Source organism: Pseudomonas sp. K2I15 (assembly GCF_002204795.1).
Taxonomy (GTDB): domain Bacteria; phylum Pseudomonadota; class Gammaproteobacteria; order Pseudomonadales; family Pseudomonadaceae; genus Aquipseudomonas.
The window spans coordinates 16,193-40,169 of record NZ_NIXO01000021.1 but is presented as its reverse complement, the minus strand read 5'-3'; the positions used below and the strand labels follow the sequence as shown (position 1 = coordinate 40,169).

The 23,977-nt window shown below is 55.8% G+C and carries 34 protein-coding genes; 1 reads left to right on the top strand and 33 read right to left on the bottom strand.

Annotation, left to right across the window (positions count from 1 at the left end; translation table 11 throughout):
* Positions 1-4: 4 nt before the first annotated feature.
* Positions 5-1,399, bottom strand: coding sequence for an MFS transporter (locus tag CEC48_RS14790; protein ID WP_010174606.1), 1,395 nt, complete (start codon positions 1,397-1,399; stop codon positions 5-7).
* A 178-nt stretch (positions 1,400-1,577) separates the two neighbouring features.
* On the opposite strand from CEC48_RS14790, the gene uvrA reads away from it, so the two are divergent.
* Entirely contained in the window at positions 1,578-4,412 is a 2,835-nt protein-coding gene (uvrA, locus tag CEC48_RS14785) for an excinuclease ABC subunit UvrA (protein WP_088424414.1), read from the top strand.
* A gap of 67 nt (positions 4,413-4,479) precedes the next feature.
* Here uvrA and bfr read toward each other — a convergent pair whose 3' ends face one another.
* The 32 genes from bfr to fusA form a co-directional block, all read right to left on the bottom strand.
* Positions 4,480-4,944: a bacterioferritin gene (bfr, locus tag CEC48_RS14780; protein ID WP_088424413.1), complete on the bottom strand. Its 465-nt coding sequence runs from the start codon at positions 4,942-4,944 to the stop codon at positions 4,480-4,482.
* A gap of 155 nt (positions 4,945-5,099) precedes the next feature.
* Entirely contained in the window at positions 5,100-6,548 is a 1,449-nt protein-coding gene (locus CEC48_RS14775; protein WP_088424412.1) for a catalase, read from the bottom strand.
* Positions 6,549-6,786: 238 nt separating this feature from the next.
* Positions 6,787-7,173 (bottom strand): 50S ribosomal protein L17, encoded by a 387-nt coding sequence (rplQ, locus tag CEC48_RS14770; protein WP_003210053.1) that lies wholly within the window; start codon positions 7,171-7,173, stop codon positions 6,787-6,789.
* 41 nt (positions 7,174-7,214) lie between these two features.
* The gene (rpoA, locus tag CEC48_RS14765; RefSeq protein ID WP_003176403.1) at positions 7,215-8,216 is read right to left on the bottom strand and encodes a DNA-directed RNA polymerase subunit alpha; all 1,002 of its coding nucleotides are present in this window, start codon (positions 8,214-8,216) and stop codon (positions 7,215-7,217) included.
* A 22-nt stretch (positions 8,217-8,238) separates the two neighbouring features.
* Positions 8,239-8,859, bottom strand: a complete 621-nt coding sequence (rpsD, locus tag CEC48_RS14760) for a 30S ribosomal protein S4 (protein ID WP_003210056.1) — start codon at positions 8,857-8,859, stop codon at positions 8,239-8,241.
* Positions 8,860-8,877: 18 nt separating this feature from the next.
* Complete coding sequence (gene rpsK, locus CEC48_RS14755; protein ID WP_002555466.1) at positions 8,878-9,267, bottom strand: 30S ribosomal protein S11; 390 nt, start codon at positions 9,265-9,267, stop codon at positions 8,878-8,880.
* 30 nt (positions 9,268-9,297) lie between these two features.
* Positions 9,298-9,654 carry a 30S ribosomal protein S13 gene (gene rpsM / locus CEC48_RS14750; RefSeq protein ID WP_003210063.1) on the bottom strand — a complete coding sequence of 119 codons (357 nt, stop codon included), beginning with the start codon at positions 9,652-9,654 and terminating at the stop codon, positions 9,298-9,300.
* A 129-nt stretch (positions 9,655-9,783) separates the two neighbouring features.
* Positions 9,784-9,900, bottom strand: coding sequence for a 50S ribosomal protein L36 (rpmJ, locus tag CEC48_RS14745; protein ID WP_002555468.1), 117 nt, complete (start codon positions 9,898-9,900; stop codon positions 9,784-9,786).
* 27 nt (positions 9,901-9,927) lie between these two features.
* Positions 9,928-11,256 (bottom strand): preprotein translocase subunit SecY, encoded by a 1,329-nt coding sequence (gene secY / locus CEC48_RS14740; protein WP_088424411.1) that lies wholly within the window; start codon positions 11,254-11,256, stop codon positions 9,928-9,930.
* On the bottom strand, positions 11,257-11,694 hold the full coding sequence (gene rplO / locus CEC48_RS14735) for a 50S ribosomal protein L15 (RefSeq protein WP_003210066.1): 438 nt from the start codon (positions 11,692-11,694) through the stop codon (positions 11,257-11,259). It lies immediately after the preceding gene.
* A gap of 3 nt (positions 11,695-11,697) precedes the next feature.
* The gene (gene rpmD, locus CEC48_RS14730; RefSeq protein WP_003186033.1) at positions 11,698-11,874 is read right to left on the bottom strand and encodes a 50S ribosomal protein L30; all 177 of its coding nucleotides are present in this window, start codon (positions 11,872-11,874) and stop codon (positions 11,698-11,700) included.
* Positions 11,875-11,876: 2 nt separating this feature from the next.
* Positions 11,877-12,377 (bottom strand): 30S ribosomal protein S5, encoded by a 501-nt coding sequence (gene rpsE / locus CEC48_RS14725; RefSeq protein WP_003186035.1) that lies wholly within the window; start codon positions 12,375-12,377, stop codon positions 11,877-11,879.
* Positions 12,378-12,380: 3 nt separating this feature from the next.
* Positions 12,381-12,731 carry a 50S ribosomal protein L18 gene (gene rplR, locus CEC48_RS14720; RefSeq protein ID WP_003186037.1) on the bottom strand — a complete coding sequence of 117 codons (351 nt, stop codon included), beginning with the start codon at positions 12,729-12,731 and terminating at the stop codon, positions 12,381-12,383.
* Positions 12,732-12,741: 10 nt separating this feature from the next.
* Positions 12,742-13,275, bottom strand: a complete 534-nt coding sequence (rplF, locus tag CEC48_RS14715) for a 50S ribosomal protein L6 (RefSeq protein WP_003176412.1) — start codon at positions 13,273-13,275, stop codon at positions 12,742-12,744.
* A gap of 12 nt (positions 13,276-13,287) precedes the next feature.
* The gene (gene rpsH, locus CEC48_RS14710) at positions 13,288-13,680 is read right to left on the bottom strand and encodes a 30S ribosomal protein S8 (RefSeq protein WP_003186040.1); all 393 of its coding nucleotides are present in this window, start codon (positions 13,678-13,680) and stop codon (positions 13,288-13,290) included.
* Between the two features lie 208 nt (positions 13,681-13,888).
* The gene (gene rpsN, locus CEC48_RS14705; protein ID WP_003176414.1) at positions 13,889-14,194 is read right to left on the bottom strand and encodes a 30S ribosomal protein S14; all 306 of its coding nucleotides are present in this window, start codon (positions 14,192-14,194) and stop codon (positions 13,889-13,891) included.
* 13 nt (positions 14,195-14,207) lie between these two features.
* Positions 14,208-14,747, bottom strand: coding sequence for a 50S ribosomal protein L5 (gene rplE / locus CEC48_RS14700; protein ID WP_003176415.1), 540 nt, complete (start codon positions 14,745-14,747; stop codon positions 14,208-14,210).
* A 20-nt stretch (positions 14,748-14,767) separates the two neighbouring features.
* Positions 14,768-15,082: a 50S ribosomal protein L24 gene (gene rplX / locus CEC48_RS14695; RefSeq protein ID WP_003176416.1), complete on the bottom strand. Its 315-nt coding sequence runs from the start codon at positions 15,080-15,082 to the stop codon at positions 14,768-14,770.
* Between the two features lie 11 nt (positions 15,083-15,093).
* A complete protein-coding gene (gene rplN, locus CEC48_RS14690; RefSeq protein ID WP_002555479.1) occupies positions 15,094-15,462 on the bottom strand; it encodes a 50S ribosomal protein L14 in 369 nt (122 codons plus the stop codon).
* A gap of 23 nt (positions 15,463-15,485) precedes the next feature.
* Positions 15,486-15,752, bottom strand: coding sequence for a 30S ribosomal protein S17 (gene rpsQ, locus CEC48_RS14685; RefSeq protein ID WP_003176419.1), 267 nt, complete (start codon positions 15,750-15,752; stop codon positions 15,486-15,488).
* A 2-nt stretch (positions 15,753-15,754) separates the two neighbouring features.
* A complete protein-coding gene (gene rpmC / locus CEC48_RS14680; protein ID WP_008030901.1) occupies positions 15,755-15,946 on the bottom strand; it encodes a 50S ribosomal protein L29 in 192 nt (63 codons plus the stop codon).
* Positions 15,946-16,359: a 50S ribosomal protein L16 gene (gene rplP / locus CEC48_RS14675; protein WP_045057467.1), complete on the bottom strand. Its 414-nt coding sequence runs from the start codon at positions 16,357-16,359 to the stop codon at positions 15,946-15,948. The genes rpmC and rplP overlap by 1 nt, the downstream gene beginning before the upstream one ends.
* Positions 16,360-16,371: 12 nt before the next feature.
* Positions 16,372-17,058: a 30S ribosomal protein S3 gene (gene rpsC, locus CEC48_RS14670; RefSeq protein ID WP_003176422.1), complete on the bottom strand. Its 687-nt coding sequence runs from the start codon at positions 17,056-17,058 to the stop codon at positions 16,372-16,374.
* 13 nt (positions 17,059-17,071) lie between these two features.
* Positions 17,072-17,404 (bottom strand): 50S ribosomal protein L22, encoded by a 333-nt coding sequence (rplV, locus tag CEC48_RS14665; protein ID WP_003210077.1) that lies wholly within the window; start codon positions 17,402-17,404, stop codon positions 17,072-17,074.
* A 13-nt stretch (positions 17,405-17,417) separates the two neighbouring features.
* On the bottom strand, positions 17,418-17,693 hold the full coding sequence (gene rpsS / locus CEC48_RS14660; RefSeq protein WP_003232420.1) for a 30S ribosomal protein S19: 276 nt from the start codon (positions 17,691-17,693) through the stop codon (positions 17,418-17,420).
* Between the two features lie 16 nt (positions 17,694-17,709).
* Positions 17,710-18,534 carry a 50S ribosomal protein L2 gene (gene rplB / locus CEC48_RS14655; protein WP_032884535.1) on the bottom strand — a complete coding sequence of 275 codons (825 nt, stop codon included), beginning with the start codon at positions 18,532-18,534 and terminating at the stop codon, positions 17,710-17,712.
* A 14-nt stretch (positions 18,535-18,548) separates the two neighbouring features.
* Positions 18,549-18,848 carry a 50S ribosomal protein L23 gene (rplW, locus tag CEC48_RS14650; protein WP_002555488.1) on the bottom strand — a complete coding sequence of 100 codons (300 nt, stop codon included), beginning with the start codon at positions 18,846-18,848 and terminating at the stop codon, positions 18,549-18,551.
* Positions 18,845-19,447 (bottom strand): 50S ribosomal protein L4, encoded by a 603-nt coding sequence (gene rplD / locus CEC48_RS14645; RefSeq protein ID WP_088424410.1) that lies wholly within the window; start codon positions 19,445-19,447, stop codon positions 18,845-18,847. The genes rplW and rplD overlap by 4 nt, the downstream gene beginning before the upstream one ends.
* Positions 19,448-19,459: 12 nt before the next feature.
* Complete coding sequence (gene rplC, locus CEC48_RS14640; protein WP_003194649.1) at positions 19,460-20,095, bottom strand: 50S ribosomal protein L3; 636 nt, start codon at positions 20,093-20,095, stop codon at positions 19,460-19,462.
* Positions 20,096-20,176: 81 nt separating this feature from the next.
* A complete protein-coding gene (gene rpsJ / locus CEC48_RS14635; RefSeq protein WP_003210084.1) occupies positions 20,177-20,488 on the bottom strand; it encodes a 30S ribosomal protein S10 in 312 nt (103 codons plus the stop codon).
* 141 nt (positions 20,489-20,629) lie between these two features.
* Positions 20,630-21,823 carry an elongation factor Tu gene (gene tuf, locus CEC48_RS14630; RefSeq protein WP_048724879.1) on the bottom strand — a complete coding sequence of 398 codons (1,194 nt, stop codon included), beginning with the start codon at positions 21,821-21,823 and terminating at the stop codon, positions 20,630-20,632.
* A 30-nt stretch (positions 21,824-21,853) separates the two neighbouring features.
* Positions 21,854-23,959, bottom strand: coding sequence for an elongation factor G (gene fusA, locus CEC48_RS14625; protein ID WP_088424409.1), 2,106 nt, complete (start codon positions 23,957-23,959; stop codon positions 21,854-21,856).
* Positions 23,960-23,977 lie beyond the last annotated feature (18 nt).

Genomic DNA, 23,977 nt, shown 5'->3' with positions numbered 1-23,977 from the left:
TCTCCTAGGCTGGGCGCGCTGTCGGCACTGGGTTGACCAGTTGCTCGAGCGTCGCGCGATCCAATAATTCGGTGTCCAATTTGATGTAAATGGCCGCTTCTTCAGCAACCACGACTGCATCTGTTACCCCAACGACGGCCTTCAGGCGCTCTACCAGACCGGCTTCACGAATCGCTTCGGGCGATAACGGCAGACGCAGGCTTGTGACGTATGGGGGTTCGCGCATGGTAACAGCAAAGGCTAGCCAAAGTGCAGCCAGCCCGGCGCATCCAAGGAACACAACCGACAAACCGCCATGCTGGAACATCCAGCCGCCCATGATCCCGCCCAGTGCAGAACCGAGGAACTGGCTGGTGGAATACACGCCCATCGCCGTGCCTTTGCCGCCGGCCGGTGAAACCTTGCTGATCAGCGAAGGCAATGAAGCCTCCAGCAGGTTGAACGCGGTGAAGAACACCACCGTGCCGATCACCAGCGCCCGCAGGCTGTCGCCGAACTGCCAGAAGAATAGCTCAGTGAGCATCAATGTCGCGACGGCGCCCAGGAGAACTCGTTTCATTTTGCGTTTCTTCTCGCCGTAGATGATGAACGGGATCATGGCGAAGAACGAAATCAGCAGCGCAGTAAGGTACACCCACCAGTGTTGCTCCTTGGGCAGCCCGGCTTTTTGCACCAGGGCCAGGGGCAAGGCGACGAAGCTGCACATCAGCATCGCGTGTAATACGAAGATACCCAAATCCAGGCGCAGCAGGTCCGGGTGCTTGAGTGTGGGCAGCAATGCCTGTTTAGCGACGCCCGACTCACGGTGCTGCAACGGCCCCGTGGAGCGCGGCACCATAAAGGCCACGATCACGATGCCGAAAAGCGCCATGCCACCGGTGGCCAGGAACAGGCCGTGCAAGCCGAACGCGCGGGTCAGCAGCGGGCCAACCACCATCGCCACGGCAAACGACAGGCCGATGGTCATTCCGATCATGGCCATGGCCTTGGTGCGGTGTTGTTCGCGGGTGAGGTCGGAAAGCAGCGCCATGACGGCGGCGGAAATCGCCCCCGCGCCTTGCAGGACTCGTCCGGCAATCACGCCCCAGATCGAGTCGGCATTGGCCGCGAGCACACTGCCCAGGGCGAAGACGATCAGCCCCAGGTAGATCACCGGCCGGCGGCCGATGCGGTCGGAAATGATCCCGAACGGAATCTGAAACAGCGCCTGGGTCAGGCCGTAGGCGCCAATCGCCAGGCCAATCAGGGCCGGGGTCGCTCCTGCGAGATCCATTCCATAGGTCGCCAGCACCGGCAACACCATAAACATGCCAAGCATACGGAATGCGAACACCAGGGCCAGACCGCTTGCTGCGCGGGTCTCGCTGCCACTCATGCGTTCGCTGTGGGGATCGTGCATGGATAAACCTCGTGTGAACCGGCGGCGATTCTACCAGTCCCATCGATTGAGAGGGTATATGCGGCGCTTTGCCGCGCAGCTTTCATGTAAGGCTGCACCCGGCACTTTGACAGTGTATATTCATCCAGTCTTTAGCCGTATACTCCTGCATTATTTACGCCCGCCGTGCGAGGCCATCTTGGACAAGATCCTGATTCGTGGGGCTCGAACCCACAACCTGAAGAACATCGACCTGACCCTGCCACGGGACAAACTGATCGTCATCACCGGCTTGTCCGGGTCCGGCAAGTCGTCCCTGGCGTTTGACACGCTGTACGCCGAAGGCCAGCGCCGCTACGTGGAATCCCTGTCGGCCTATGCCCGCCAGTTCCTGTCGATGATGGAAAAGCCCGACGTCGACACCATTGAAGGCCTGTCGCCAGCGATTTCCATCGAACAGAAATCGACGTCCCATAACCCGCGCTCCACCGTGGGCACCATCACCGAAATCTACGACTACCTGCGCCTGCTGTACGCGCGCGTGGGTATTCCGCGTTGCCCGGACCACGACATTCCCCTGGAAGCCCAGACCGTCAGCCAGATGGTCGACCTGGTGCTGGCCCAGCCGGAAGGCGCCAAGCTGATGCTGCTGGCGCCAGTGATTCGCGAGCGCAAGGGTGAACACCTTTCCGTCTTTGAAGAGCTGCGTGCGCAAGGTTTCGTGCGGGCTCGGATCAACGGCAAGCTCTATGAGCTGGACGAAGCGCCGAAGCTGGATAAACAGAAGAAGCACTCGATTGATGTGGTGGTCGACCGTTTCAAGGTGCGTGCCGATTTGCAGCAGCGCCTCGCGGAGTCTTTCGAGACCGCGCTGAAGCTGGCGGACGGTATCGCCCTGGTGGCGCCGATGGACGACGAGCCCGGCGAAGAAATCATCTTCTCCGCGCGCTTCGCCTGCCCGATCTGCGGCCATGCCATCAGCGAGCTGGAACCGAAGCTGTTTTCCTTCAACAACCCGGCCGGCGCCTGCCCGACCTGTGATGGCCTGGGGGTTAAGCAATTCTTCGACATCAAGCGCCTGGTCAATGGTGACCTCACGCTGGCGGAGGGTGCGATACGCGGCTGGGACAGGCGTAACGTCTATTACTTCCAGATGCTGGGGTCACTCGCGTCGCACTACAAGTTCAGCCTGGAAGTGCCGTTCAACGAGCTGACAGCCGAACAGCAGAAATTCATCCTGCATGGCAGCGGCTCGCAGAACGTCGACTTCAAGTATTTGAACGACCGTGGCGATATCGTCAAGCGCTCGCACCCGTTCGAAGGCATCGTGCCGAACCTGGAGCGTCGCTACCGCGAGACCGAGTCGGCCAGCGTGCGCGAGGAACTGGCCAAGTTCCTCAGCACCCAGCCGTGCCCGGATTGCCGTGGCACCCGCCTGCGCCGCGAAGCACGGCATGTGTGGGTTGGCGAGAAGACATTGCCGGCGGTGACCAACCTGCCGATTGGCGATGCCTGCGAATACTTTGGCACGCTGAAGCTGACCGGCCGCCGTGGGGAGATTGCCGACAAGATCCTCAAGGAGATTCGTGAGCGGCTGCAGTTCCTGGTTAACGTGGGGCTGGACTACCTGTCGCTGGACCGCAGTGCCGATACGCTTTCCGGTGGTGAAGCACAGCGGATTCGCCTGGCCAGCCAGATTGGTGCCGGCCTGGTGGGTGTGTTGTACATCCTCGATGAGCCGTCGATTGGCTTGCATCAACGGGACAACGACCGTCTGCTGGGTACGCTGAAGCACCTGCGAGACATCGGCAACACGGTGATCGTGGTTGAGCACGATGAAGACGCGATTCGCCTGGCCGACTATGTAGTCGACATCGGCCCGGGAGCCGGCGTACACGGTGGGCATATTGTCGCCGAGGGCACGCCCGCAGAAGTGATGGCGCATCCTGACTCACTGACCGGCAAGTACCTGTCTGGCCGCGTGAAGATCGCCGTGCCGGCCAAACGTACGCCGCGCAACAAGAAGATGGCACTGCACCTCAAGGGCGCGCGTGGCAACAACTTGCGCAATGTCGACCTGGAGATCCCGCTGGGCCTGCTGACCTGCGTTACCGGTGTATCCGGTTCGGGCAAGTCAACACTGATCAACAACACGCTGTTCCCGTTGAGTGCCACCGCGCTGAACGGCGCGACCACTCTGGAAGCTGCCGCTCACGACAGCATCAAAGGCCTGGAGCATCTGGACAAGGTGGTCGATATCGACCAAAGCCCGATTGGCCGCACGCCGCGCTCCAATCCGGCGACCTACACCGGGCTGTTCACGCCGATCCGCGAGCTATTCGCCGGTGTGCCGGAATCGCGCTCCCGTGGCTACGGGCCTGGCCGGTTCTCGTTCAACGTCAAGGGCGGGCGCTGTGAGGCTTGCCAGGGCGATGGCCTGATCAAGGTTGAGATGCACTTTCTGCCGGACATCTACGTGCCGTGCGACGTGTGCAAGAGCAAGCGCTACAACCGCGAAACCCTGGAGATCAAGTACAAGGGCAAGAACATCCACGAAACCCTCGAGATGACGATCGAGGAAGCCCGGGTGTTCTTTGATGCGGTACCGGCTCTGGCGCGCAAGCTGCAGACGCTAATGGATGTCGGCCTGTCGTACATCAAGCTGGGGCAGTCAGCGACCACCCTGTCTGGTGGTGAGGCACAGCGGGTCAAACTGTCTCGTGAGCTGTCCAAGCGCGATACCGGCAAGACCCTGTATATCCTCGATGAGCCGACCACTGGCCTGCACTTCGCGGATATCCAACAACTGCTGGACGTGCTGCATCGCTTGCGTGACCACGGCAACACTGTAGTGGTGATCGAGCACAACCTGGATGTGATCAAGACCGCCGACTGGCTGGTGGACCTGGGGCCGGAAGGCGGCTCCAAAGGTGGGCAGATCATTGCGGTCGGCACGCCGGAGCAAGTGTCGGAGATGAAGCAGTCTCACACGGGCTTCTACCTCAAGCCCCTGCTGGCCCGCGACAAGGACTGATTGTTCAGCCCCACGAAAAAGCCCCTGTCACCGTGTAAGTGACAGGGGCTTTTTTTAGCCTGCGGAATCAGAGCTGCGATTGCAGGTAGTTCTCCAGGCCAATCAACTTGATCAGGCCCAACTGCTTCTCCAGCCAGTAGGTGTGATCTTCTTCGGTGTCATTCAACTGCACCCGCAGGATTTCCCGCGTGACGTAGTCGTTGTGCTTCTCGCAGAGCTCAATGCCCTTGCAGAGCGCAGCACGCACCTTGTATTCCAGGCGCAAGTCGCTGGCGAGCATGTCAGGCACCGTGGTGCCGGTGTCCAGGTCGTCGGGACGCATACGTGGCGTGCCTTCGAGCATCAGGATACGGCGCATCAGCGCGTCGGCGTGCTGTGCCTCTTCTTCCATTTCATGGTTGATACGCTCGTAGAGCTCGGTAAAGCCCCAGTCTTCGTACATCCGCGAGTGAATGAAATATTGGTCACGAGCTGCCAGTTCGCCCGTCAGCAACGTGTTGAGGTAATCGATTACGTCGGGGTGACCTTGCATCGCCCTACATCTCCCTGCTTGAAAGTCTGTAGTTTGAACCATGATGACCCGGAGGTCACGGGATCAACGGCAGAAAAGTGAAGATTTCCGGTGAAAAGTAGCTGAAATAACGCAAAAACCGCCCAAATGAGGGCGGTTCTGCTTATCGTTTAGAGTTAGTTAAGCGATACACCCAGTGCAGATGCGATCCCTTCTCCATACGCAGGATCTGCCTTGAAGAAGTATTGCAACTGGCGCTGAACCACGTCGCTGGAAACTCCCGCCATGGCGCCGGCGATGTTGTGGATCAGCAGGGCTTTCTGCTCATCGTTCATCAGGCGGAACAGCGCACCGGCGTGGCTGTAGTAGTCGGTGTCTTCGCGGTGATCGTAACGATCCGCCGCGCCGCTCAGGGCCAAGGCAGGCTCGGCAAACTGCGGAGCCTGCTTCGGTGCACCGGCGTAGCTGTTTGGTTCATAGTTGGGAGCCGCACCGCCATTGCTGCCGAATGCCATCGAACCGTCACGCTGGTAGCTGTTGACTGGGCTGAGTGGCGCATTCACCGGCAGGTGCTGGTGGTTGGTGCCTACGCGGTAGCGGTGGGCATCAGCGTAAGCGAACACACGACCTTGCAGCATGCGGTCTGGTGACAAGCCAACACCCGGGACCATGTTGCTTGGACCGAAAGCCGCCTGCTCAACTTCAGCGAAGTAGTTCAGCGGGTTGCGGTTCAACTCCAGCTCGCCGACTTCGATCAGCGGGAACTCTTTCTGCGACCAAGTCTTGGTCACGTCGAACGGGTTCTCGTAGTGAGCGTTGGCCTGGGCCTCGGTCATGATCTGGATGCACACGCGCCATTTCGGGAAGTCACCGCGCTCGATAGCGCCGAACAGGTCGCGTTGGGCGTAATCGGGGTCGGTACCCGCCAGGCGTGCAGCGTCAGCCGGCGCCAGGTTCTTGATGCCTTGCTTGGTTTTGTAGTGCCACTTCACCCAGTGACGCTCGCCGCGGGCGTTGATCAGGCTGTAGGTGTGGCTGCCGAAGCCGTGCATGTGACGGTAGCCGTCCGGGATACCACGGTCCGAAAACAAGATGGTGACCTGGTGCAGCGCCTCAGGGGAGTGCGACCAGAAGTCCCACATCATCTGCGCACTTTTCAGGTTGCTTTGCGGCAGGCGCTTTTGGGTGTGGATAAAGTCCGGGAATTTCAGCGGGTCACGGATGAAGAACACCGGGGTGTTGTTGCCAACGATGTCCCAGTTGCCTTCTTCGGTGTAGAACTTCAAGGCGAAACCGCGTGGGTCGCGCTCGGTATCAGCCGAACCGCGTTCGCCACCCACGGTAGAGAAGCGCAGGAAGGTCGGCGTTTGTTTACCCACGGACTCGAACAGCTTGGCACTGGAGTACTGAGTAATGTCTTGGGTGACGGTGAAGGTACCGTAAGCGCCCGAACCCTTGGCGTGCACACGACGTTCAGGGATATTTTCACGGTTGAAGTGGGCGAGCTTTTCGATCAGGTGAAAATCGTCGAGCAGCAACGGGCCACGTGGGCCGGCCGAACGGGAATTCTGGTTATCGGCAACGGGTGCGCCGCTGGCGGTAGTAAGGGTTTTATTCTGGCTCATGCTCAATCTTCCTCAGGTCAGTCTTGGAACTGCCGGCTAATCGGCTTGGAGGGAGTATTGACCATCAACATGACGCCTACAAATTCATAAAATTGTAGGCATCAATAGAAAATTTCTACCAACAATCCCGCAGCTATAGTGCGGGCGTCTACGAGCCGGAGGATTGTACGGATGGCGCTTTTCTTACAGGCACAAAAAACCGGGCACTAGGCCCGGTTCTTCGTTACAGACTGACGTCTTACTCAGCGGATACAGCTTCACCGCCAACTGGACGATCGATCAGCTCAACGTACGCCATAGGCGCGTTGTCACCAGCGCGGAAACCGCACTTGAGGATGCGCAGGTAGCCACCCTCACGGGTAGCGTAACGCTTGCCCAGGTCGTTGAAGAGCTTACCAACGATAGCTTTCGAACGAGTACGGTCGAAAGCCAGACGGCGGTTAGCCAGGCTGTCTGTCTTGGCCAAAGTAATCAGCGGCTCAGCAACGCGACGCAGTTCTTTAGCTTTCGGCAGTGTAGTTTTGATCAGCTCGTGCTCGAACAGCGACACCGCCATGTTCTGGAACATAGCCTTACGGTGCGAGCTGGTACGGCTCAGGTGACGACCACTTTTACGATGACGCATGGTTCATTCCTTACCAAACTCACGTTCGGTGATTACGACGATCAGGCAGTCGCCTTGTCGTCCTTCTTAAGACTTGCAGGCGGCCAGTTGTCGAGGCGCATGCCGAGGGACAGACCGCGGGAGGCCAGAACGTCCTTGATTTCAGTCAAGGATTTCTTGCCCAGGTTCGGAGTCTTCAACAGTTCTACTTCGGTGCGCTGAATCAGATCGCCGATGTAGTAAATGTTTTCCGCCTTAAGGCAGTTAGCCGAACGTACAGTCAGTTCCAGATCGTCAACCGGGCGAAGCAGGATCGGATCGATCTCGTCTTCCTGCTCGATTACCACTGGTTCGCTGTCACCCTTGAGGTCGACGAACGCAGCCAACTGCTGTTGCAGAATGGTTGCAGCGCGGCGGATAGCCTCTTCAGGATCCAGAGTACCGTTGGTTTCCAGATCAATAACCAGCTTGTCCAGGTTAGTACGCTGTTCGACACGGGCGTTTTCCACCACGTATGCGATACGGCGAACCGGGCTGAACGAAGAGTCAAGCTGCAAGCGACCAATGCTGCGGCTTTCGTCTTCATCGCTCTGACGCGAGTCGGCCGGTTCATAACCACGACCACGAGCTACGGTGAGCTTCATGTTCAGGGCGCCGTTAGACGCCAGGTTAGCGATTACGTGATCGGGATTAACGATCTCGACATCATGATCCAGCTGAATATCGGCAGCGGTAACCACCCCCGAACCCTTCTTCGACAAGGTCAGCGTAACTTCGTCACGGCCGTGCAGCTTGATAGCCAGACCTTTAAGGTTCAACAGGATTTCAATTACGTCTTCCTGTACACCTTCGATGGCGCTGTACTCGTGGAGCACACCGTCAATCTCGGCCTCGACTACTGCACAGCCGGGCATTGAGGACAACAGGATGCGGCGCAGCGCGTTGCCCAGGGTGTGGCCAAAACCACGCTCGAGAGGCTCGAGAGTGATCTTGGCGCGGGTTGGACTGACAACCTGCACATCAATGTGACGTGGTGTCAGGAACTCATTTACCGAAATCTGCATGGATGCACCTATTTTCTAGCCCTTACTTGGAGTAGAGCTCGACAATCAGGCTTTCGTTGATGTCGGCGGACAGATCACTGCGAGCAGGAACGTTCTTGAAAACGCCCGACTTCTTCTCAGTGTCTACTTCTACCCATTCTACGCGGCCACGTTGGGCACACAGATCGAGAGCTTGGACAATGCGAAGTTGATTTTTTGCTTTCTCGCGAATCGCGACCACGTCACCAGCACGAACCTGGTACGACGGGACGTTAACGGTTTGGCCGTTTACGCTGACGGATTTGTGCGATACCAGCTGACGGGATTCGGCACGAGTCGAACCAAAGCCCATACGGTATACAACGTTGTCCAGACGGCATTCGAGCAGTTGCAGCAGGTTTTCACCGGTTGCACCTTTCTTGCCAGCAGCTTCTTTATAGTAGCCGCTGAACTGACGCTCGAGAACGCCGTAGATACGACGGACCTTCTGCTTTTCACGCAGTTGGGTGCCGTAATCGGACTGGCGACCGCGGCGTTGGCCGTGGATACCAGGTGCTGCTTCAATGTTGCACTTCGATTCGATCGCGCGCACGCCGCTCTTCAAAAAGAGATCGGTGCCTTCACGACGAGCGAGTTTGCATTTTGGACCAATGTAACGAGCCATTCTTTACAATCTCCTGGATTACACGCGGCGCTTCTTCGGCGGACGGCACCCGTTGTGCGGGATTGGCGTCACGTCGGTGATGCTGGCGATCTTATAGCCACAGCCGTTCAATGCACGGACAGCAGACTCACGACCTGGACCTGGACCTTTGACGTTGACGTCAAGGTTTTTCAGGCCATATTCCAGCGCAGCTTGACCAGCACGTTCAGCAGCTACTTGAGCAGCAAACGGGGTGGACTTGCGGGAACCGCGGAAACCCGAACCACCGGAGGTAGCCCAAGAAAGCGCGTTACCTTGACGGTCGGTGATGGTCACGATTGTGTTGTTAAAAGATGCATGGATGTGGGCGATGCCATCAACCACTGTCTTTTTAACTTTTTTACGAGGACGAGCAGCAGGTTTTGCCATGATTAATTTCCTGTCGATTCGCGTGGGCGATTACTTGCGGATCGGCTTACGCGGACCTTTACGGGTACGCGCGTTAGTCTTGGTACGCTGACCGCGTACTGGAAGACCACGACGATGACGCAGACCACGGTAGCAACCGAGGTCCATCAAACGCTTGATTTTCATGTTGATTTCGCGACGCAGGTCACCTTCAGTGGTGAACTTCGCCACTTCGCCACGCAACAGCTCAATCTGCTCGTCGCTCAGATCTTTGATCTTTGCGGCTGGGTTTACCCCAGTATCTGCGCAAATTTTCTGCGCAGTAGTGCGACCAACACCATAGATGTAGGTCAGCGAGATAACAGTGTGCTTGTTATCTGGAATGTTAACGCCTGCAATACGGGCCATTCAGTGGGACTCCAATTGACAGCTACCTACGCCCCGGAAGCCAAGAAATAGGGCGCGAGATAATATCGCTGTAATAACAAATAATCAACCCGGCAGCGCACTAGCTGCCGGGCTTCAAGCGGATCACACTCAGCCTTGGCGCTGTTTGTGACGCGGTTCCGCGCTGCAAATTACTCGAACAACACCTTCGCGGCGAATAATTTTGCAGTTACGGCACAGCTTTTTCACCGATGCACGAACTTTCATCACCAACTCCTCGAACCTTATGGGTACTCAGCGCAACATGCCGCTGCCGTAACCCTTCAGGTTGGCTTTCTTCATCAGGGATTCGTACTGGTGCGAAACGAGGTGCGATTGTACTTGGGACATGAAGTCCATCACAACCACGACGACGATCAGCAACGAGGTCCCGCCAAGGTAGAACGGAACGTTTGCTGCAACCACCAGGAACTGGGGCAGCAAGCACACGGCCGTCATATATAGAGCACCGAACATGGTCAAGCGAGTCAGAACGCCATCAATGTAGCGCGCAGACTGCTCACCTGGACGAATACCCGGAATAAAGGCACCGGACTTCTTCAGGTTTTCCGCTACGTCTTTCGGATTGAACATCAACGCCGTATAGAAGAAGCAGAAGAAAATAATCCCTGCACTAAACAGCAGAATATTCAACGGCTGACCAGGAGCGATCGACTGCGAGATGTCCTGCAACCAGCCCATACCTTCAGACTGACCGAACCAGGCACCCAACGAAGCCGGAAACAGCAAAATGCTGCTCGCGAAAATGGCAGGAATAACCCCGGCCATGTTCACTTTCAGCGGCAAGTGGCTGGTCTGCGCAGCAAAGACCTTGCGGCCCTGCTGACGCTTGGCGTAGTGAACAGCAATACGACGCTGGCCACGCTCAATGAACACCACAAAACCGATAATCGCTACTGCCAACAAACCGATGGCAACCAAGGCGAAGATATTGATATCACCCTGACGTGCAGACTCGAAAGACTGCCCAATCGCTCTCGGAAGACCGGCAACGATACCTGCGAAAATCAACATCGAGATACCGTTACCAACACCACGTTCAGTAATCTGCTCACCCAGCCACATCATGAACATCGCACCAGCCACAAAAGTGGATACCGCGACGAAATGGAAGCCAAAGTCACCAGTGAACGCAACACCCTGCCCGGCCAGGCCAACGGACATGCCGATAGCTTGAACCAGGGCGAGCATGACAGTGCCGTAGCGGGTGTACTGACTTATCTTGCGACGGCCAGCTTCACCTTCCTTCTTCAACTGCTCCAGCTGCGGGCTCACGGCGGTCATCAGTTGCATGATGATCGATGCCGAGATGTACGGCATGATCCCCAGTGCAAAGATGCTCATCCGTTCCAGCGCGCCGCCAGAAAACATGTTGAACAAGCTAAGAATGGTCCCCTCATTCTGTCGAAACAGGTCTGCGAGTCGGTCCGGGTTGATACCTGGAACCGGGATGTGTGCGCCTATTCGGTAGACGATAATCGCCAGGAACAGAAAACGCAGACGAGCCCAAAGTTCAGACATACCGCCTTTGCCGAGCGCTGAGAGAGCACCTTGCTTAGCCATTTATTCCTCGAACTTGCCGCCAGCTGCTTCGATAGCCGAACGCGCACCTTTGGTGGCGCCGATTCCCTTGCCGATAGTGACAGCGCGAGTCACTTCACCGGACAGCATGATTTTCACACGCTGTACGTTGACGTTGATCACGTTGGCATCTTTCAGGGTCTGCACGGTAACGATGTCGCCTTCCACTTTGGCCAGCTCGGACAGACGCACTTCTGCGCGGTCCATGGCTTTCAGAGAAACGAAACCGAACTTCGGCAGGCGACGATGCAGCGGCTGTTGACCGCCTTCAAAGCCTGGAGCGATGGTGCCACCGGAGCGGGAGGACTGACCTTTGTGGCCACGGCCACCGGTCTTGCCCAAACCACTACCGATACCACGGCCCGGACGATGCTTTTCGCGACGGGAACCCGGCGCTGGACTCAGATCATTGAGTTTCATCGATTAACCCTCGACACGCAGCATGTAGTAAGCCTTGTTGATCATCCCGCGATTCTCGGGAGTATCAAGTACTTCTACAGTGTGACCGATGCGACGCAGACCCAAACCCTTAACGCACAATTTGTGGTTAGGGATGCGGCCGGTCATGCTTTTGATCAGCGTTACTTTAACGGTAGCCATGATCAGAAGATCTCCTTGACGCTTTTGCCACGCTTGGCGGCAATGGATTCAGGAGACTGCATTGCTTTCAAACCCTTGAAAGTGGCGTGAACCACGTTTACCGGGTTAGTCGAGCCATAGCACTTGGCCAGAACGTTCTGAACGCCAGCAACTTCGAGGACAGCACGCATAGCGCCGCCAGCGATGATACCGGTACCTTCAGAAGCAGGCTGCATGTACACCTTCGAAGCGCCGTGAGCGGACTTCATTGCGTACTGCAGAGTGGTGCCGTTCAGATCAACTTGGATCATGTTGCGACGAGCAGCTTCCATTGCCTTCTGGATCGCAGCAGGCACTTCACGTGACTTGCCACGGCCGAAGCCAACGCGCCCTTTACCATCACCCACCACGGTCAACGCGGTGAAAGTGAAGATACGGCCGCCTTTAACGGTTTTGGCTACGCGGTTAACTTGAACCAGCTTCTCAATGTAGCCTTCGTCGCGCTTTTGGTCGTTATTTGACATAACTTAGAACTCCAGCCCAGCTTCACGAGCAGCATCAGCCAGCGCTTTCACGCGGCCGTGGTACTTGAAGCCAGAGCGGTCGAAAGCCACTTGCGAGACGCCAGCGGCCTTAGCACGCGTAGCGACCAGCTGGCCAACCTTAGTGGCCGCGTCGATGTTGCCAGTGGCACCATCACGCAGTTCTTTATCCAAAGTCGAGGCGCTTGCCAGGACTTTGTTGCCGTCGGCCGAGATGACCTGGGCGTAGATGTGCTGCGACGAGCGGAACACGCAGAGACGCACGACTTCGAGTTCGTGCATTTTCAGGCGTGCTTTGCGAGCGCGACGCAGTCGAGTAACTTTTTTGTCGGTCATTTGCTATGCCCTACTTCTTCTTGGCTTCTTTACGACGGACGACTTCGTCCGCGTAGCGCACACCTTTGCCTTTGTACGGCTCTGGTGGACGGAAGTCGCGGATCTCAGCGGCCACCTGACCTACCAGCTGCTTATCAATACCCTTGATCAGGATATCGGTTTGGCTAGGGGTCTCAGCGGTGATGCCTTCCGGCAGTTCGTAATCCACTGGGTGCGAGAAGCCAAGGGCCAGGTTCAGAACCGTGCCTTTTGCTTGCGCTTTGTAACCAACACCGACCAGCTGGAGCTTACGCTCGAAGCCTTGGCTTACGCCTTGGACCATGTTGTTTACCAACGCACGAGTGGTACCGGCCATTGCGCGAGTTTGTTGATCGCCATTGCGAGCAGCGAAACGCAGCTCACCAGCTTCTTCAACGATCTCAACGGACGAATGGATGTTCAGTTCGAGAGTGCCCTTGGCACCCTTCACCGAAAGCTGTTGGCCTGCGAATTTTACTTCGACACCGGCTGGCAGCTTAACGGGGTTCTTAGCGACGCGTGACATGCTTATCCCCCCTTAGAACACAGTGCAAAGAACTTCGCCGCCGACACCGGCAGCGCGCGCAGCACGATCCGTCATCACACCTTTGTTGGTGGAGACGATAGACACACCGAGACCGCCACGAACTTTTGGCAGATCATCGACGGACTTGTACTGACGCAGGCCTGGACGGCTAACGCGCTTCACTTCCTCGATGACCGGACGGCCTTCGAAGTACTTCAGCTCGATGGACAGCAGTGGTTTGATTTCGCTGCTGATCTGATAACCCGCAATGTAGCCTTCGTCTTTCAGGACTTTGGCAACAGCTACCTTCAACGTGGAAGATGGCATGCTTACGACGGACTTTTCAGCCATCTGGGCATTACGGATACGAGTTAGCATGTCCGCTAACGGGTCCTGCATACTCATGGCTAGACGCTCCTAATACAAAAAAATTAGCCTTGCGGCCATTACGTGTCGCCGAGAATCTCCGAGCATAAAACACACGGGCTCAGGCGAGCCGCGTATTTTAGACACACTCCGGAAATGAAACAAGCCCCAAAAGGGGCTTGTTCCAGATTCAAGGCCACCGGCGGTCAGTATCTTGCGATCCTGGCCGCTGAGACTTCGAAAGTACTTACCAGCTGGCTTTAACCAGACCTGGTACGTCACCACGCATTGCCGCTTCACGCAGTTTGTTACGGCCGAGGCCGAACTTGCGGTAAACGCCGTGTGGACGACCGGTCAGGCGGCAGCGGTTACGCATGCGCGAAGCGCTTGCGTCACGTGGCTGCTTCTGCAGAGCAACTGTAGCTTCCCAACGCGCTTCTGGACTTGCGTTCAGATCAACGATGATTGCTTTCAGTGCTGCACGCTTCTTGGCGTACTTGGCAACCGTGAGCTGACGTTTCAGCTCGCGGTTTTTCATGCTCATCTTGGCCATGGTCCTACTCCAATCAGTTGCGGAACGGGAATTTGAACGCACGCAGCAGAGCGCGGCCTTCATCATCGTTCTTGGCAGTGGTGGTCAGGGTGATGTCCAGACCGCGGAGAGCATCGATCTTGTCGTAGTCGATTTCCGGGAAGATGATCTGCTCTTTAACGCCCATGCTGTAGTTACCACGACCATCGAAGGACTTGGCATTCAGGCCGCGGAAGTCGCGGACCCGAGGCAGGGAGATCGACAGCAGACGATCCAGGAATTCGTACATACGCTCACGGCGCAGAGTCACTTTGACGCCGATCGGCCAACCTTCACGGACTTTAAAGCCAGCGATGGATTTCCGAGCGTAAGTCACAACGACTTTCTGACCGGTGATCTTTTCCAGGTCGGCAACAGCGTGCTCGATGACTTTTTTGTCACCGACTGCTTCGCCCAGACCCATGTTCAGGGTGATTTTTGTAACGCGTGGAACTTCCATCACGTTCGAAAGCTTAAGTTCTTCCTTAAGCTTCGGTGCGATTTCCTTCCAGTAAATCTCTTTTAGTCGTGCCATGGTCTTCTACCTAGCAGTGTTCAAGCATCAACCGCTTTTTGGGTCGACTTGAAGACACGAATTTTCTTGCCGTCTTCTACTTTAAAACCAACGCGATCAGCCTTGTTGGTTTCGCCGTTGAAAATGGCGACGTTAGAAGCGTCCAGTGGAGCTTCTTTTTCGACGATACCGCCTTGTACGCCCGACATCGGGTTAGGCTTGGTATGACGCTTAACCAGGTTCAGACCACCGATAACCAGACGGTTATTGGCGAGAACCTTAAGCACCTTACCGCGCTTACCTTTGTCTTTGCCGGCGATCACGATGATCTCGTCGTCACGACGAATCTTTTGCATGTCGGATCTCCTTACAGCACTTCTGGGGCGAGCGAGACGATCTTCATGAACTTCTCAGTACGAAGTTCACGGGTCACTGGCCCAAAGATACGGGTGCCGATCGGCTCTTGCTTGTTGTTCAGAAGAACAGCAGCGTTGCCATCAAAGCGGATAATGGAGCCATCAGCACGACGTACGCCGTGACGAGTGCGGACTACAACAGCAGTCATCACTTGGCCTTTTTTCACTTTACCGCGAGGAATTGCTTCCTTCACGGTAACTTTGATGATGTCACCGATACCAGCGTAACGACGATGGGAGCCACCCAGCACCTTGATGCACATAACGCGGCGTGCGCCGCTGTTATCGGCCACATCGAGCATGGATTGAGTCTGAATCATATAATTTCTCCGACCCCTAGTCCTTAGACTTCCACAGCGCGTTCGAGAACATCAACCAGTGCCCAAGACTTGGTCTTGGCCAGCGGACGAGTTTCACGAATAGTGACTTTGTCGCCGATGTGGCACTGATTGGTTTCGTCGTGCGCGTGCAGCTTAGTCGAACGCTTAACGTATTTACCGTAGATCGGGTGCTTTACGCGACGCTCGATCAGAACGGTGATGGTCTTGTCCATTTTGTCGCTGACAACACGGCCAGTCAGCGTACGGACGGTTTTTTCGGCTTCAGCCATGATTACTTACCTGCCTGCTGTTTGAGCACAGTCTTCACGCGAGCGATGTCACGCTTAACTTGCCGGAGCAGGTGAGACTGCCCCAACTGGCCAGTTGCTTTCTGCATACGCAGATTGAACTGGTCGCGCAGCAGGCCGAGCAGTTGCTCGTTAAGCTGCGGCGCGTCTTTTTCACGAAGTTCATTCGCTTTCATCACATCACCGTCCGTTTAACAAAGGCGGTGGCGAGCGGCAGCTTTGCAGCAGCCAGGGCAAAAGCCTCACGCGCCAGCTCTTCAGTTACACCCTCGATTTCATACAGGACTTTACCTGGCTGAATCTGGGCAACCCAGTACTCCACACTACCCTTACCTTTACCCATACGAACTTCGAGGGGCTTTTTGGAAATAGGCTTGTCCGGGAATACACGGATCCAGATCTTGCCGCCACGCTTAACGTGACGGGTCAGTGCACGACGCGCTGACTCGATCTGACGAGCGGTGAGACGACCACGAGCTACAGACTTCAGCGCATATTCGCCGAAGCTGACTTTGCTACCGCGCTGAGCCAGACCACGGTTGTGGCCTGTCATCTGCTTGCGGAACTTCGTACGCTTTGGTTGCAACATTTGGCGTACCCCTTACTTAGCAGCTTTTTTACGAGGCGCTGGTGCTTGTGGTTTCAGTTCTTCTTGGCGACCACCAATTACTTCGCCTTTGAAGATCCAAACCTTTACACCGATCACACCGTAAGTGGTGTGAGCTTCGTAGTTGGCATAGTCGATGTCGGCACGCAGGGTGTGCAGTGGCACACGACCTTCGCGATACCATTCAGTACGTGCGATTTCAGCACCGCCGAGACGACCGCTCACTTGGATTTTGATGCCTTTGGCACCAATGCGCATGGCGTTCTGTACTGCGCGCTTCATAGCGCGACGGAACATTACGCGACGCTCCAGCTGCTGAGCTACGCTCTGCGCAACCAGCATACCGTCGAGCTCCGGCTTGCGGATCTCTTCGATATTGATGTGCACAGGCACACCCATTTGCTTGGTCAGGTCCTGACGCAGTTTCTCAACATCTTCACCTTTCTTCCCGATAACGATACCTGGACGAGCGGTGTGGATGGTGATACGTGCAGTTTGAGCAGGACGATGGATATCGATACGGCTCACGGACGCGCTTTTTAGTTTGTCTTGGAGATACTCACGCACCTTCAGATCAGCGAACAAGTAGTCCGCATAAGTCCGACCGTCTGCGTACCAGACGGAGGTGTGCTCCTTGACGATTCCCAGGCGAATGCCAATGGGATGTACTTTCTGACCCATCTCTTCGACTCCGTTACTTGTCAGCAACCTTGACAGTGATATGGCAAGACCGCTTGACGATGCGATCAGCTCGGCCTTTGGCACGAGGCATGATGCGCTTCAGCGAACGCCCTTCGTTGACGAAAACGGTGCTGACCTTAAGGTCATCAACGTCCGCGCCTTCGTTGTGCTCGGCGTTGGCTACGGCCGACTCCAGCACTTTCTTGATGATCTCGGCGGCTTTCTTACTGCTGAAAGCCAACAGGTTGAGCGCTTCGCCCACCTTCTTCCCGCGGATCTGGTCGGCGACCAAGCGGGCTTTCTGGGCGGAGATTCGAGCGCCCGACAACTTAGCGGCTACTTCCATCATTCCTTACCCCTTAACGCTTGGCTTTCTTGTCTGCCACGTGCCCACGATATGTGCGGGTACCGGCAAACTCGCCTAGTTTGTGGCCGACCATGTCTTCGTTCACGAGAACTGGAACATGTAGGCGACCGTTATGCACTGCAATGGTCAAACCGACCATTTGTGGCAGGATCATCGAACGACGCGACCAGGTTTTCACCGGTTTGCGATCGTTCTTTTCCGCCGCCACTTCGATCTTCTTCAGTAGGTGAAGATCAATAAAAGGACCTTTTTTCAGAGAACGTGGCACTGTCGTATCCCTCTATTTACTTGCGACGACGGACGATCATTTTGTCGGTACGCTTATTACCACGAGTCTTCGCGCCCTTAGTCGGGAAGCCCCATGGCGATACCGGATGACGACCACCAGAGGTACGACCTTCACCACCACCGTGTGGGTGGTCAACCGGGTTCATGGCAACACCACGAACGGTTGGGCGAACGCCACGCCAGCGTTTGGCACCAGCTTTACCCAGCGAACGCAGGCTGTGCTCGGAGTTCGAGACTTCGCCCAGGGTCGCACGGCACTCAGCCAGTACTTTACGCATTTCACCAGAGCGCAGACGCAGGGTCACGTAGACACCTTCACGAGCGATCAGCTGAGCCGAAGCACCAGCGGAACGAGCGATTTGCGCGCCTTTACCCGGCTTCAATTCGATGCCGTGTACGGTGCTACCAACTGGAATGTTGCGCAGTTGCAGAGCGTTGCCCGGCTTGATCGGCGCCAAAGCACCTGCGATCAGCTGGTCACCAGCACTCACGCCTTTAGGGGCGATGATGTAGCGACGCTCGCCATCTGCGTACAGCAGCAGAGCGATGTGAGCAGTACGGTTTGGATCGTATTCGATACGCTCGACAGTGGCAGTGATGCCATCTTTGTCGTTGCGACGGAAGTCGACCAGACGATAATGCTGCTTATGGCCACCACCGATGTGACGAGTGGTAATGCGACCATTGTTGTTACGACCACCAGTCTTCGATTTCTTCTCGAGCAGCGGTGCGTGAGGAGCGCCTTTATGCAGCTCCTGGTTGACCACCTTGACCACAAAACGGCGGCCAGGGGAAGTCGGTTTGCATTTAACGATTGCCATGATGCACCCCTTCCTTACTCAGCACTGCTGCTGAAATCGAGATCTTGGCCTGGCTGAAGGGAGATAACTGCCTTCTTCCAGTCATTACGCTTGCCCAGACCGCGAGCAGTGCGCTTGCTCTTACCCAGAACATTCAGGGTAGTAACACGCTCTACTTTCACGCTGAACAGGCTTTCGACGGCCTTCTTGATTTCCAGCTTGGTTGCGTCAGTTGCAACCTTGAAAACGAACTGGCCTTTCTTGTCAGCCAGAACCGTAGCCTTTTCGGAAACGTGCGGGCCAAGCAGAACTTTAAATACGCGTTCCTGGTTCATCCCAGCAGCTCCTCGAATTTCTTCACGGCCGACACGGTGATCAACACCTTGTCGTATGCGATCAGACTAACTGGATCGGAACCTTGCACGTCACGTACATCAACGTGTGGCAGGTTGCGAGCAGCCAGGTACAGGTTCTGATCAACAGCTTCAGACACGATCAGGACGTCAGTCAGGCCCATGCCGTTCAGCTTGTTCAGCAGATTTTTGGTTTTCGGCGCTTCAACAGCGAAGTCCTGAACCACGACCAGACGATCAGTACGCACGAGTTCAGCAAGGATGGAGCGCAGTGCTGCGCGATACATCTTCTTGTTGAGCTTCTGGGTGTGATCCTGTGGACGAGCTGCGAAAGTGGTACCGCCGCCACGCCAGATTGGGCTACGGATAGTACCGGCACGAGCGCGGCCAGTACCTTTCTGACGCCAAGGGCGCTTACCGCCACCACGAACGTCGGAACGGGTCTTTTGCTGCTTGCTACCTTGACGGCCGCCGGCCATGTAGGCCACGACTGCTTGGTGAACCAGCGTCTCGTTGAATTCGCCGCCAAATGTCAGTTCGGAAACTTCGATCGCTTGAGCGTCATTTACATTTAATTGCATGTCAGCTTCCCCTTAACCGCGAGCCTTGGCCGCTGGACGTACAACCAGGTTGCCGCCAGTAGCGCCAGGAACAGCACCCTTGACCAACAACAGATTGCGTTCAGCGTCGACGCGCACTACTTCGAGGGACTGCACGGTCACGCGCTCAGCGCCCATATGACCGGACATTTTTTTGCCCTTGAATACACGACCAGGAGTCTGGCACTGGCCAATAGAGCCCGGGACGCGGTGGGAAACGGAGTTACCGTGAGTGTTGTCTTGGCCACGGAAATTCCAACGCTTGATCGTACCCTGGAAGCCTTTACCCTTGGACTGACCGGTTACATCAACCAGTTGACCAGCGGCGAAGATTTCAGCGTTGATCAGATCGCCAGCCTGGTAGTCGCCGTCTTCAAGACGGAACTCCATAACAGTACGACCAGCTGCAACGTTTGCTTTAGCGAAGTGACCTGCTTGAGCAGCAGTCACACGCGAAGCACGACGCTCGCCGACAGTGACTTGCACTGCACGATAGCCATCGGTTTCTTCAGTTTTAAACTGGGTGACGCGATTCGGTTCGATCTCAATGACCGTAACCGGAATGGAGACACCTTCTTCGGTGAAAATACGGGTCATACCGCATTTACGACCGACTACACCAATAGTCATGTTGTAAACCTCATGAGTGTACGGGGCTTTCACCCGCTATGGCCGCCCATTTCAGAGCGTTACACGACTAAGACCCAAGTCTTAGCCGAGGCTGATCTGCACTTCCACACCGGCCGCCAGATCAAGCTTCATAAGTGCATCAACGGTTTTATCCGTTGGCAGGACGATGTCCAGCACGCGCTTATGAGTACGGATCTCGTACTGGTCACGCGCGTCTTTGTTGACGTGCGGGGAGACCAGAACGGTGAACCGTTCTTTACGGGTAGGCAGTGGAATTGGACCACGCACTTGAGCACCAGTACGTTTCGCGGTTTCCACGATTTCCTGGGTGGATTGGTCGATCAGTTTGTGGTCAAAAGCCTTCAACCTGATACGAATTTGCTGATTTGCCATTGGATTTCAGACTCCGGCTGCTATTCCCAGCGAGCGCAACACGCCCGTTAAAAGGAGGCGCAATTCTATAGACGCCCCATATGGGTGTCAACTCAATAAAAAAGCCCCCGCTAAGCGGGGGCTTTTTCAAGTCATCACTTATTAAGCGATGATTTTGGCTACGACGCCAGCGCCGACGGTACGACCGCCTTCACGGATAGCGAAACGCAGACCATCTTCCATTGCGATGGTTTTGATCAGGGTGACAACCATTTTGATGTTGTCGCCTGGCATTACCATTTCAACGCCTTCCGGCAGTTCGCAGTTACCGGTCACGTCAGTGGTCCGGAAGTAGAACTGTGGACGGTAGCCTTTGAAGAACGGAGTGTGACGACCGCCTTCTTCTTTGCTCAACACGTACACTTCAGCTTCGAAGGTAGTGTGCGGCTTAACCGAACCTGGCTTGACCAGAACCTGGCCACGCTCAACGTCGTCACGCTTGGTACCACGCAGCAGAACGCCGCAGTTCTCGCCTGCACGACCTTCGTCGAGCAGTTTACGGAACATTTCAACACCGGTGCAGGTGGTGACGGTAGTGTCACGCAGACCAACGATTTCCAGTGGATCCTGAACCTTAACGATACCGCGCTCGATACGGCCAGTTACAACAGTACCACGACCGGAGATCGAGAATACGTCTTCGATTGGCATCAGGAACGGCTTGTCGATAACACGAACCGGGTCTGGAATGTAGCTGTCCAGAGTCTCAACCAGTTTCCGTACGGAAGTGGTGCCCATTTCGTTATCGTCTTTGCCTTCCAGAGCCATACGAGCAGAACCGATGATGATCGGAGTGTCGTCGCCTGGGAAGTCGTAAGTGCTCAGCAGATCGCGCACTTCCATCTCAACCAATTCCAGCAGCTCAGCGTCGTCTACCAGGTCAGCCTTGTTCAGGTAAACCACGATGTACGGAACGCCAACCTGACGGGACAGCAGGATGTGCTCACGGGTTTGTGGCATCGGACCATCAGCGGCCGAACAAACCAGGATTGCGCCGTCCATCTGGGCAGCACCGGTGATCATGTTCTTCACATAGTCAGCGTGACCTGGGCAGTCAACGTGAGCGTAGTGACGGATCAGCGAGTTGTATTCAACGTGAGCGGTGTTGATGGTGATACCACGAGCTTTTTCTTCTGGCGCGCTGTCGATCTTGTCGAAGTCAACGATAGCCGAACCGAAAATTTCGGAGCAAACACGAGTCAGAGCAGCAGTCAGCGTAGTTTTACCGTGGTCAACGTGACCGATAGTGCCAACGTTGACGTGCGGTAGGGAACGATCAAATTTTTCTTTAGCCACGACAATTAACTCCTTGCCTAAAGGACTGAATCAGCCTTGTTTTTTGGATACAGTTTCAGCGATGTGCGCCGGAGCTGTGTTGTATTTTTTGAATTCCATAGAGTAGCTTGCGCGACCCTGAGACATGGAACGAACGTCGGTCGCATAACCGAACATCTCGCCCAACGGAACCTCGGCACGAATCACTTTGCCGGAAACCGTATCTTCCATACCCAAGATCATGCCGCGACGACGGTTAAGGTCGCCCATCACGTCACCCATGTAGTCTTCAGGCGTAACGACTTCTACTGCCATGATTGGCTCAAGCAACTCACCACCGCCCTTCTGGGCCAGTTGCTTGGTAGCCATGGAAGCAGCCACCTTAAACGCCATCTCGTTGGAGTCGACGTCATGGTAAGAACCGTCAAAAACGGTCGCCTTCAGGCCGATGAGCGGATAGCCGGCAACAACACCGTTCTTCATCTGCTCTTCGATACCCTTCTGGATAGCCGGGATGTATTCCTTAGGAACAACACCGCCCACTACTTCGTTCACGAATTGCAGACCTTCCTGACCTTCATCAGCAGGAGCAAAACGGATCCAGCAATGGCCGAACTGGCCACGACCGCCGGATTGACGAACGAATTTGCCTTCGATTTCACAGTTCTTCGTGATGCGCTCACGATAGGAAACCTGAGGCTTACCGATGTTGGCTTCGACGTTGAACTCACGGCGCATCCGGTCAACCAGGATGTCCAGGTGAAGCTCGCCCATGCCGGAGATGATCGTTTGACCAGTCTCTTCATCAGTCTTGACGCGGAAAGATGGATCTTCCTGAGCAAGCTTGCCCAGAGCGATACCCATTTTTTCCTGGTCATCCTTGGTCTTAGGCTCAACGGCAACCGAAATAACCGGCTCCGGGAAGTCCATGCGAACCAGGATGATTGGCTTGTCAGCGTTGCACAAGGTTTCACCAGTGGTGACGTCCTTCATGCCGATCAAGGCCGCGATGTCACCAGCGCGTACTTCCTTGATCTCTTCGCGGGCGTTTGCGTGCATTTGCACCATACGACCCACACGCTCTTTCTTGCCTTTAACCGAGTTGATCACGCCGTCGCCGGAGTTCAACACGCCCGAGTAAACGCGGACGAAGGTCAAGGTGCCCACGAATGGGTCAGTGGCAATTTTAAATGCCAGAGCGGAGAACGGTTCTGCGTCGTCTGCATGACGCTCCAGCTCGATAGTCTCGTCATCCGGGTCAGTACCCTTGATGGCAGGAATATCCACTGGTGCCGGCAGGTAGTCGATCACAGCATCGAGAACCAGGGGAACGCCCTTGTTCTTGAACGAGGAACCGCAAACAGCCAAGACGATCTCACCAGCGATAGTACGCTGACGCAGAGCGGCCTTGATTTCCGCGTTGGTGAGTTCTTCACCTTCGAGGTACTTGTTCATCAGTTCTTCGTTGGCTTCGGCCGCAGCCTCAACCATGTTGTTGCGCCACTCGTCAGCCAATTCCTGCAGTTCAGCAGGGATCGCTTCGCGACGAGGAACCATACCTTTGTCAGCATCGTTCCAGTAAACAGCTTCCATAGTCACCAGATCGATCTGGCCCTGGAAGTTGTCTTCGGAACCGATAGCCAACTGGATTGGCACCGGGGTGTGACCCAGACGCTGCTTGATCTGACCGATCACGCGCAGGAAGTTGGCACCAGCACGGTCCATCTTGTTTACGTAAACAAGACGTGGAACGCCGTATTTGTTGGCTTGACGCCATACGGTTTCCGACTGAGGCTCAACACCCGAGGTGCCGCAGAACACAACGACAGCGCCGTCGAGTACGCGCAGGGAACGCTCAACTTCAATGGTGAAGTCTACGTGACCCGGGGTATCGATTACGTTGAAGCGGTGCTCATCCTTGTACTGCTTCTCGGAACCTTTCCAGAAGGCGGTAATAGCAGCAGAAGTAATGGTAATACCACGCTCCTGCTCCTGAACCATCCAGTCTGTGGTCGCGGCGCCGTCATGCACCTCGCCCATCTTGTGACTTTTGCCGGTGTAAAAAAGGACGCGCTCGGTGGTGGTGGTTTTACCAGCATCCACGTGAGCGACGATACCGATGTTACGGTAGCGACTAATCGGAGTAGTACGAGCCATAAAGCCCTCGCAAAATTA

Coding starts and splice junctions, on each gene's coding strand:
- CEC48_RS14790 (WP_010174606.1), bottom strand. CDS start 1,399: ATGCACGATCCCCACAGCGAACGCATGAGTGGCAGCGAGACCCGCGCA.
- bfr (WP_088424413.1), bottom strand. CDS start 4,944: ATGCAAGGTCACCCCGACGTAATCGATTACCTCAACACGTTGCTGACG.
- CEC48_RS14775 (WP_088424412.1), bottom strand. CDS start 6,548: ATGAGCCAGAATAAAACCCTTACTACCGCCAGCGGCGCACCCGTTGCC.
- rplQ (WP_003210053.1), bottom strand. CDS start 7,173: ATGCGTCATCGTAAAAGTGGTCGTCACCTGAGCCGTACCAGCTCGCAC.
- rpoA (WP_003176403.1), bottom strand. CDS start 8,216: ATGCAGATTTCGGTAAATGAGTTCCTGACACCACGTCACATTGATGTG.
- rpsD (WP_003210056.1), bottom strand. CDS start 8,859: ATGGCTCGTTACATTGGTCCAAAATGCAAACTCGCTCGTCGTGAAGGC.
- rpsK (WP_002555466.1), bottom strand. CDS start 9,267: ATGGCAAAACCTGCTGCTCGTCCTCGTAAAAAAGTTAAAAAGACAGTG.
- rpsM (WP_003210063.1), bottom strand. CDS start 9,654: ATGGCCCGTATTGCAGGCGTTAACATTCCAGATAACAAGCACACTGTT.
- rpmJ (WP_002555468.1), bottom strand. CDS start 9,900: ATGAAAGTTCGTGCATCGGTGAAAAAGCTGTGCCGTAACTGCAAAATT.
- secY (WP_088424411.1), bottom strand. CDS start 11,256: ATGGCTAAGCAAGGTGCTCTCTCAGCGCTCGGCAAAGGCGGTATGTCT.
- rplO (WP_003210066.1), bottom strand. CDS start 11,694: ATGAAACTCAATGATCTGAGTCCAGCGCCGGGTTCCCGTCGCGAAAAG.
- rpmD (WP_003186033.1), bottom strand. CDS start 11,874: ATGGCTACCGTTAAAGTAACGCTGATCAAAAGCATGACCGGCCGCATC.
- rpsE (WP_003186035.1), bottom strand. CDS start 12,377: ATGTCAAATAACGACCAAAAGCGCGACGAAGGCTACATTGAGAAGCTG.
- rplR (WP_003186037.1), bottom strand. CDS start 12,731: ATGACCGACAAAAAAGTTACTCGACTGCGTCGCGCTCGCAAAGCACGC.
- rplF (WP_003176412.1), bottom strand. CDS start 13,275: ATGTCACGCGTCGCTAAGAACCCCGTTAAGCTGCCAGCCGGTGTCGAA.
- rpsH (WP_003186040.1), bottom strand. CDS start 13,680: ATGAGTATGCAGGACCCGTTAGCGGACATGCTAACTCGTATCCGTAAT.
- rpsN (WP_003176414.1), bottom strand. CDS start 14,194: ATGGCCAAGATGAGCATGAAAAACCGCGAGCTGAAACGTCAGCTCACG.
- rplE (WP_003176415.1), bottom strand. CDS start 14,747: ATGGCACGACTAAAAGAGATTTACTGGAAGGAAATCGCACCGAAGCTT.
- rplX (WP_003176416.1), bottom strand. CDS start 15,082: ATGCAAAAGATTCGTCGTGACGACGAGATCATCGTGATCGCCGGCAAA.
- rplN (WP_002555479.1), bottom strand. CDS start 15,462: ATGATTCAGACTCAATCCATGCTCGATGTGGCCGATAACAGCGGCGCA.
- rpsQ (WP_003176419.1), bottom strand. CDS start 15,752: ATGGCTGAAGCCGAAAAAACCGTCCGTACGCTGACTGGCCGTGTTGTC.
- rpmC (WP_008030901.1), bottom strand. CDS start 15,946: ATGAAAGCGAATGAACTTCGTGAAAAAGACGCGCCGCAGCTTAACGAG.
- rplP (WP_045057467.1), bottom strand. CDS start 16,359: ATGTTGCAACCAAAGCGTACGAAGTTCCGCAAGCAGATGACAGGCCAC.
- rpsC (WP_003176422.1), bottom strand. CDS start 17,058: ATGGGTCAGAAAGTACATCCCATTGGCATTCGCCTGGGAATCGTCAAG.
- rplV (WP_003210077.1), bottom strand. CDS start 17,404: ATGGAAGTAGCCGCTAAGTTGTCGGGCGCTCGAATCTCCGCCCAGAAA.
- rplB (WP_032884535.1), bottom strand. CDS start 18,534: ATGGCAATCGTTAAATGCAAACCGACTTCCCCTGGCCGCCGTTTTGTG.
- rplW (WP_002555488.1), bottom strand. CDS start 18,848: ATGAACCAGGAACGCGTATTTAAAGTTCTGCTTGGCCCGCACGTTTCC.
- rplD (WP_088424410.1), bottom strand. CDS start 19,447: ATGCAATTAAATGTAAATGACGCTCAAGCGATCGAAGTTTCCGAACTG.
- rplC (WP_003194649.1), bottom strand. CDS start 20,095: ATGACTATTGGTGTAGTCGGTCGTAAATGCGGTATGACCCGTATTTTC.
- rpsJ (WP_003210084.1), bottom strand. CDS start 20,488: ATGGCAAATCAGCAAATTCGTATCAGGTTGAAGGCTTTTGACCACAAA.
- fusA (WP_088424409.1), bottom strand. CDS start 23,959: ATGGCTCGTACTACTCCGATTAGTCGCTACCGTAACATCGGTATCGTC.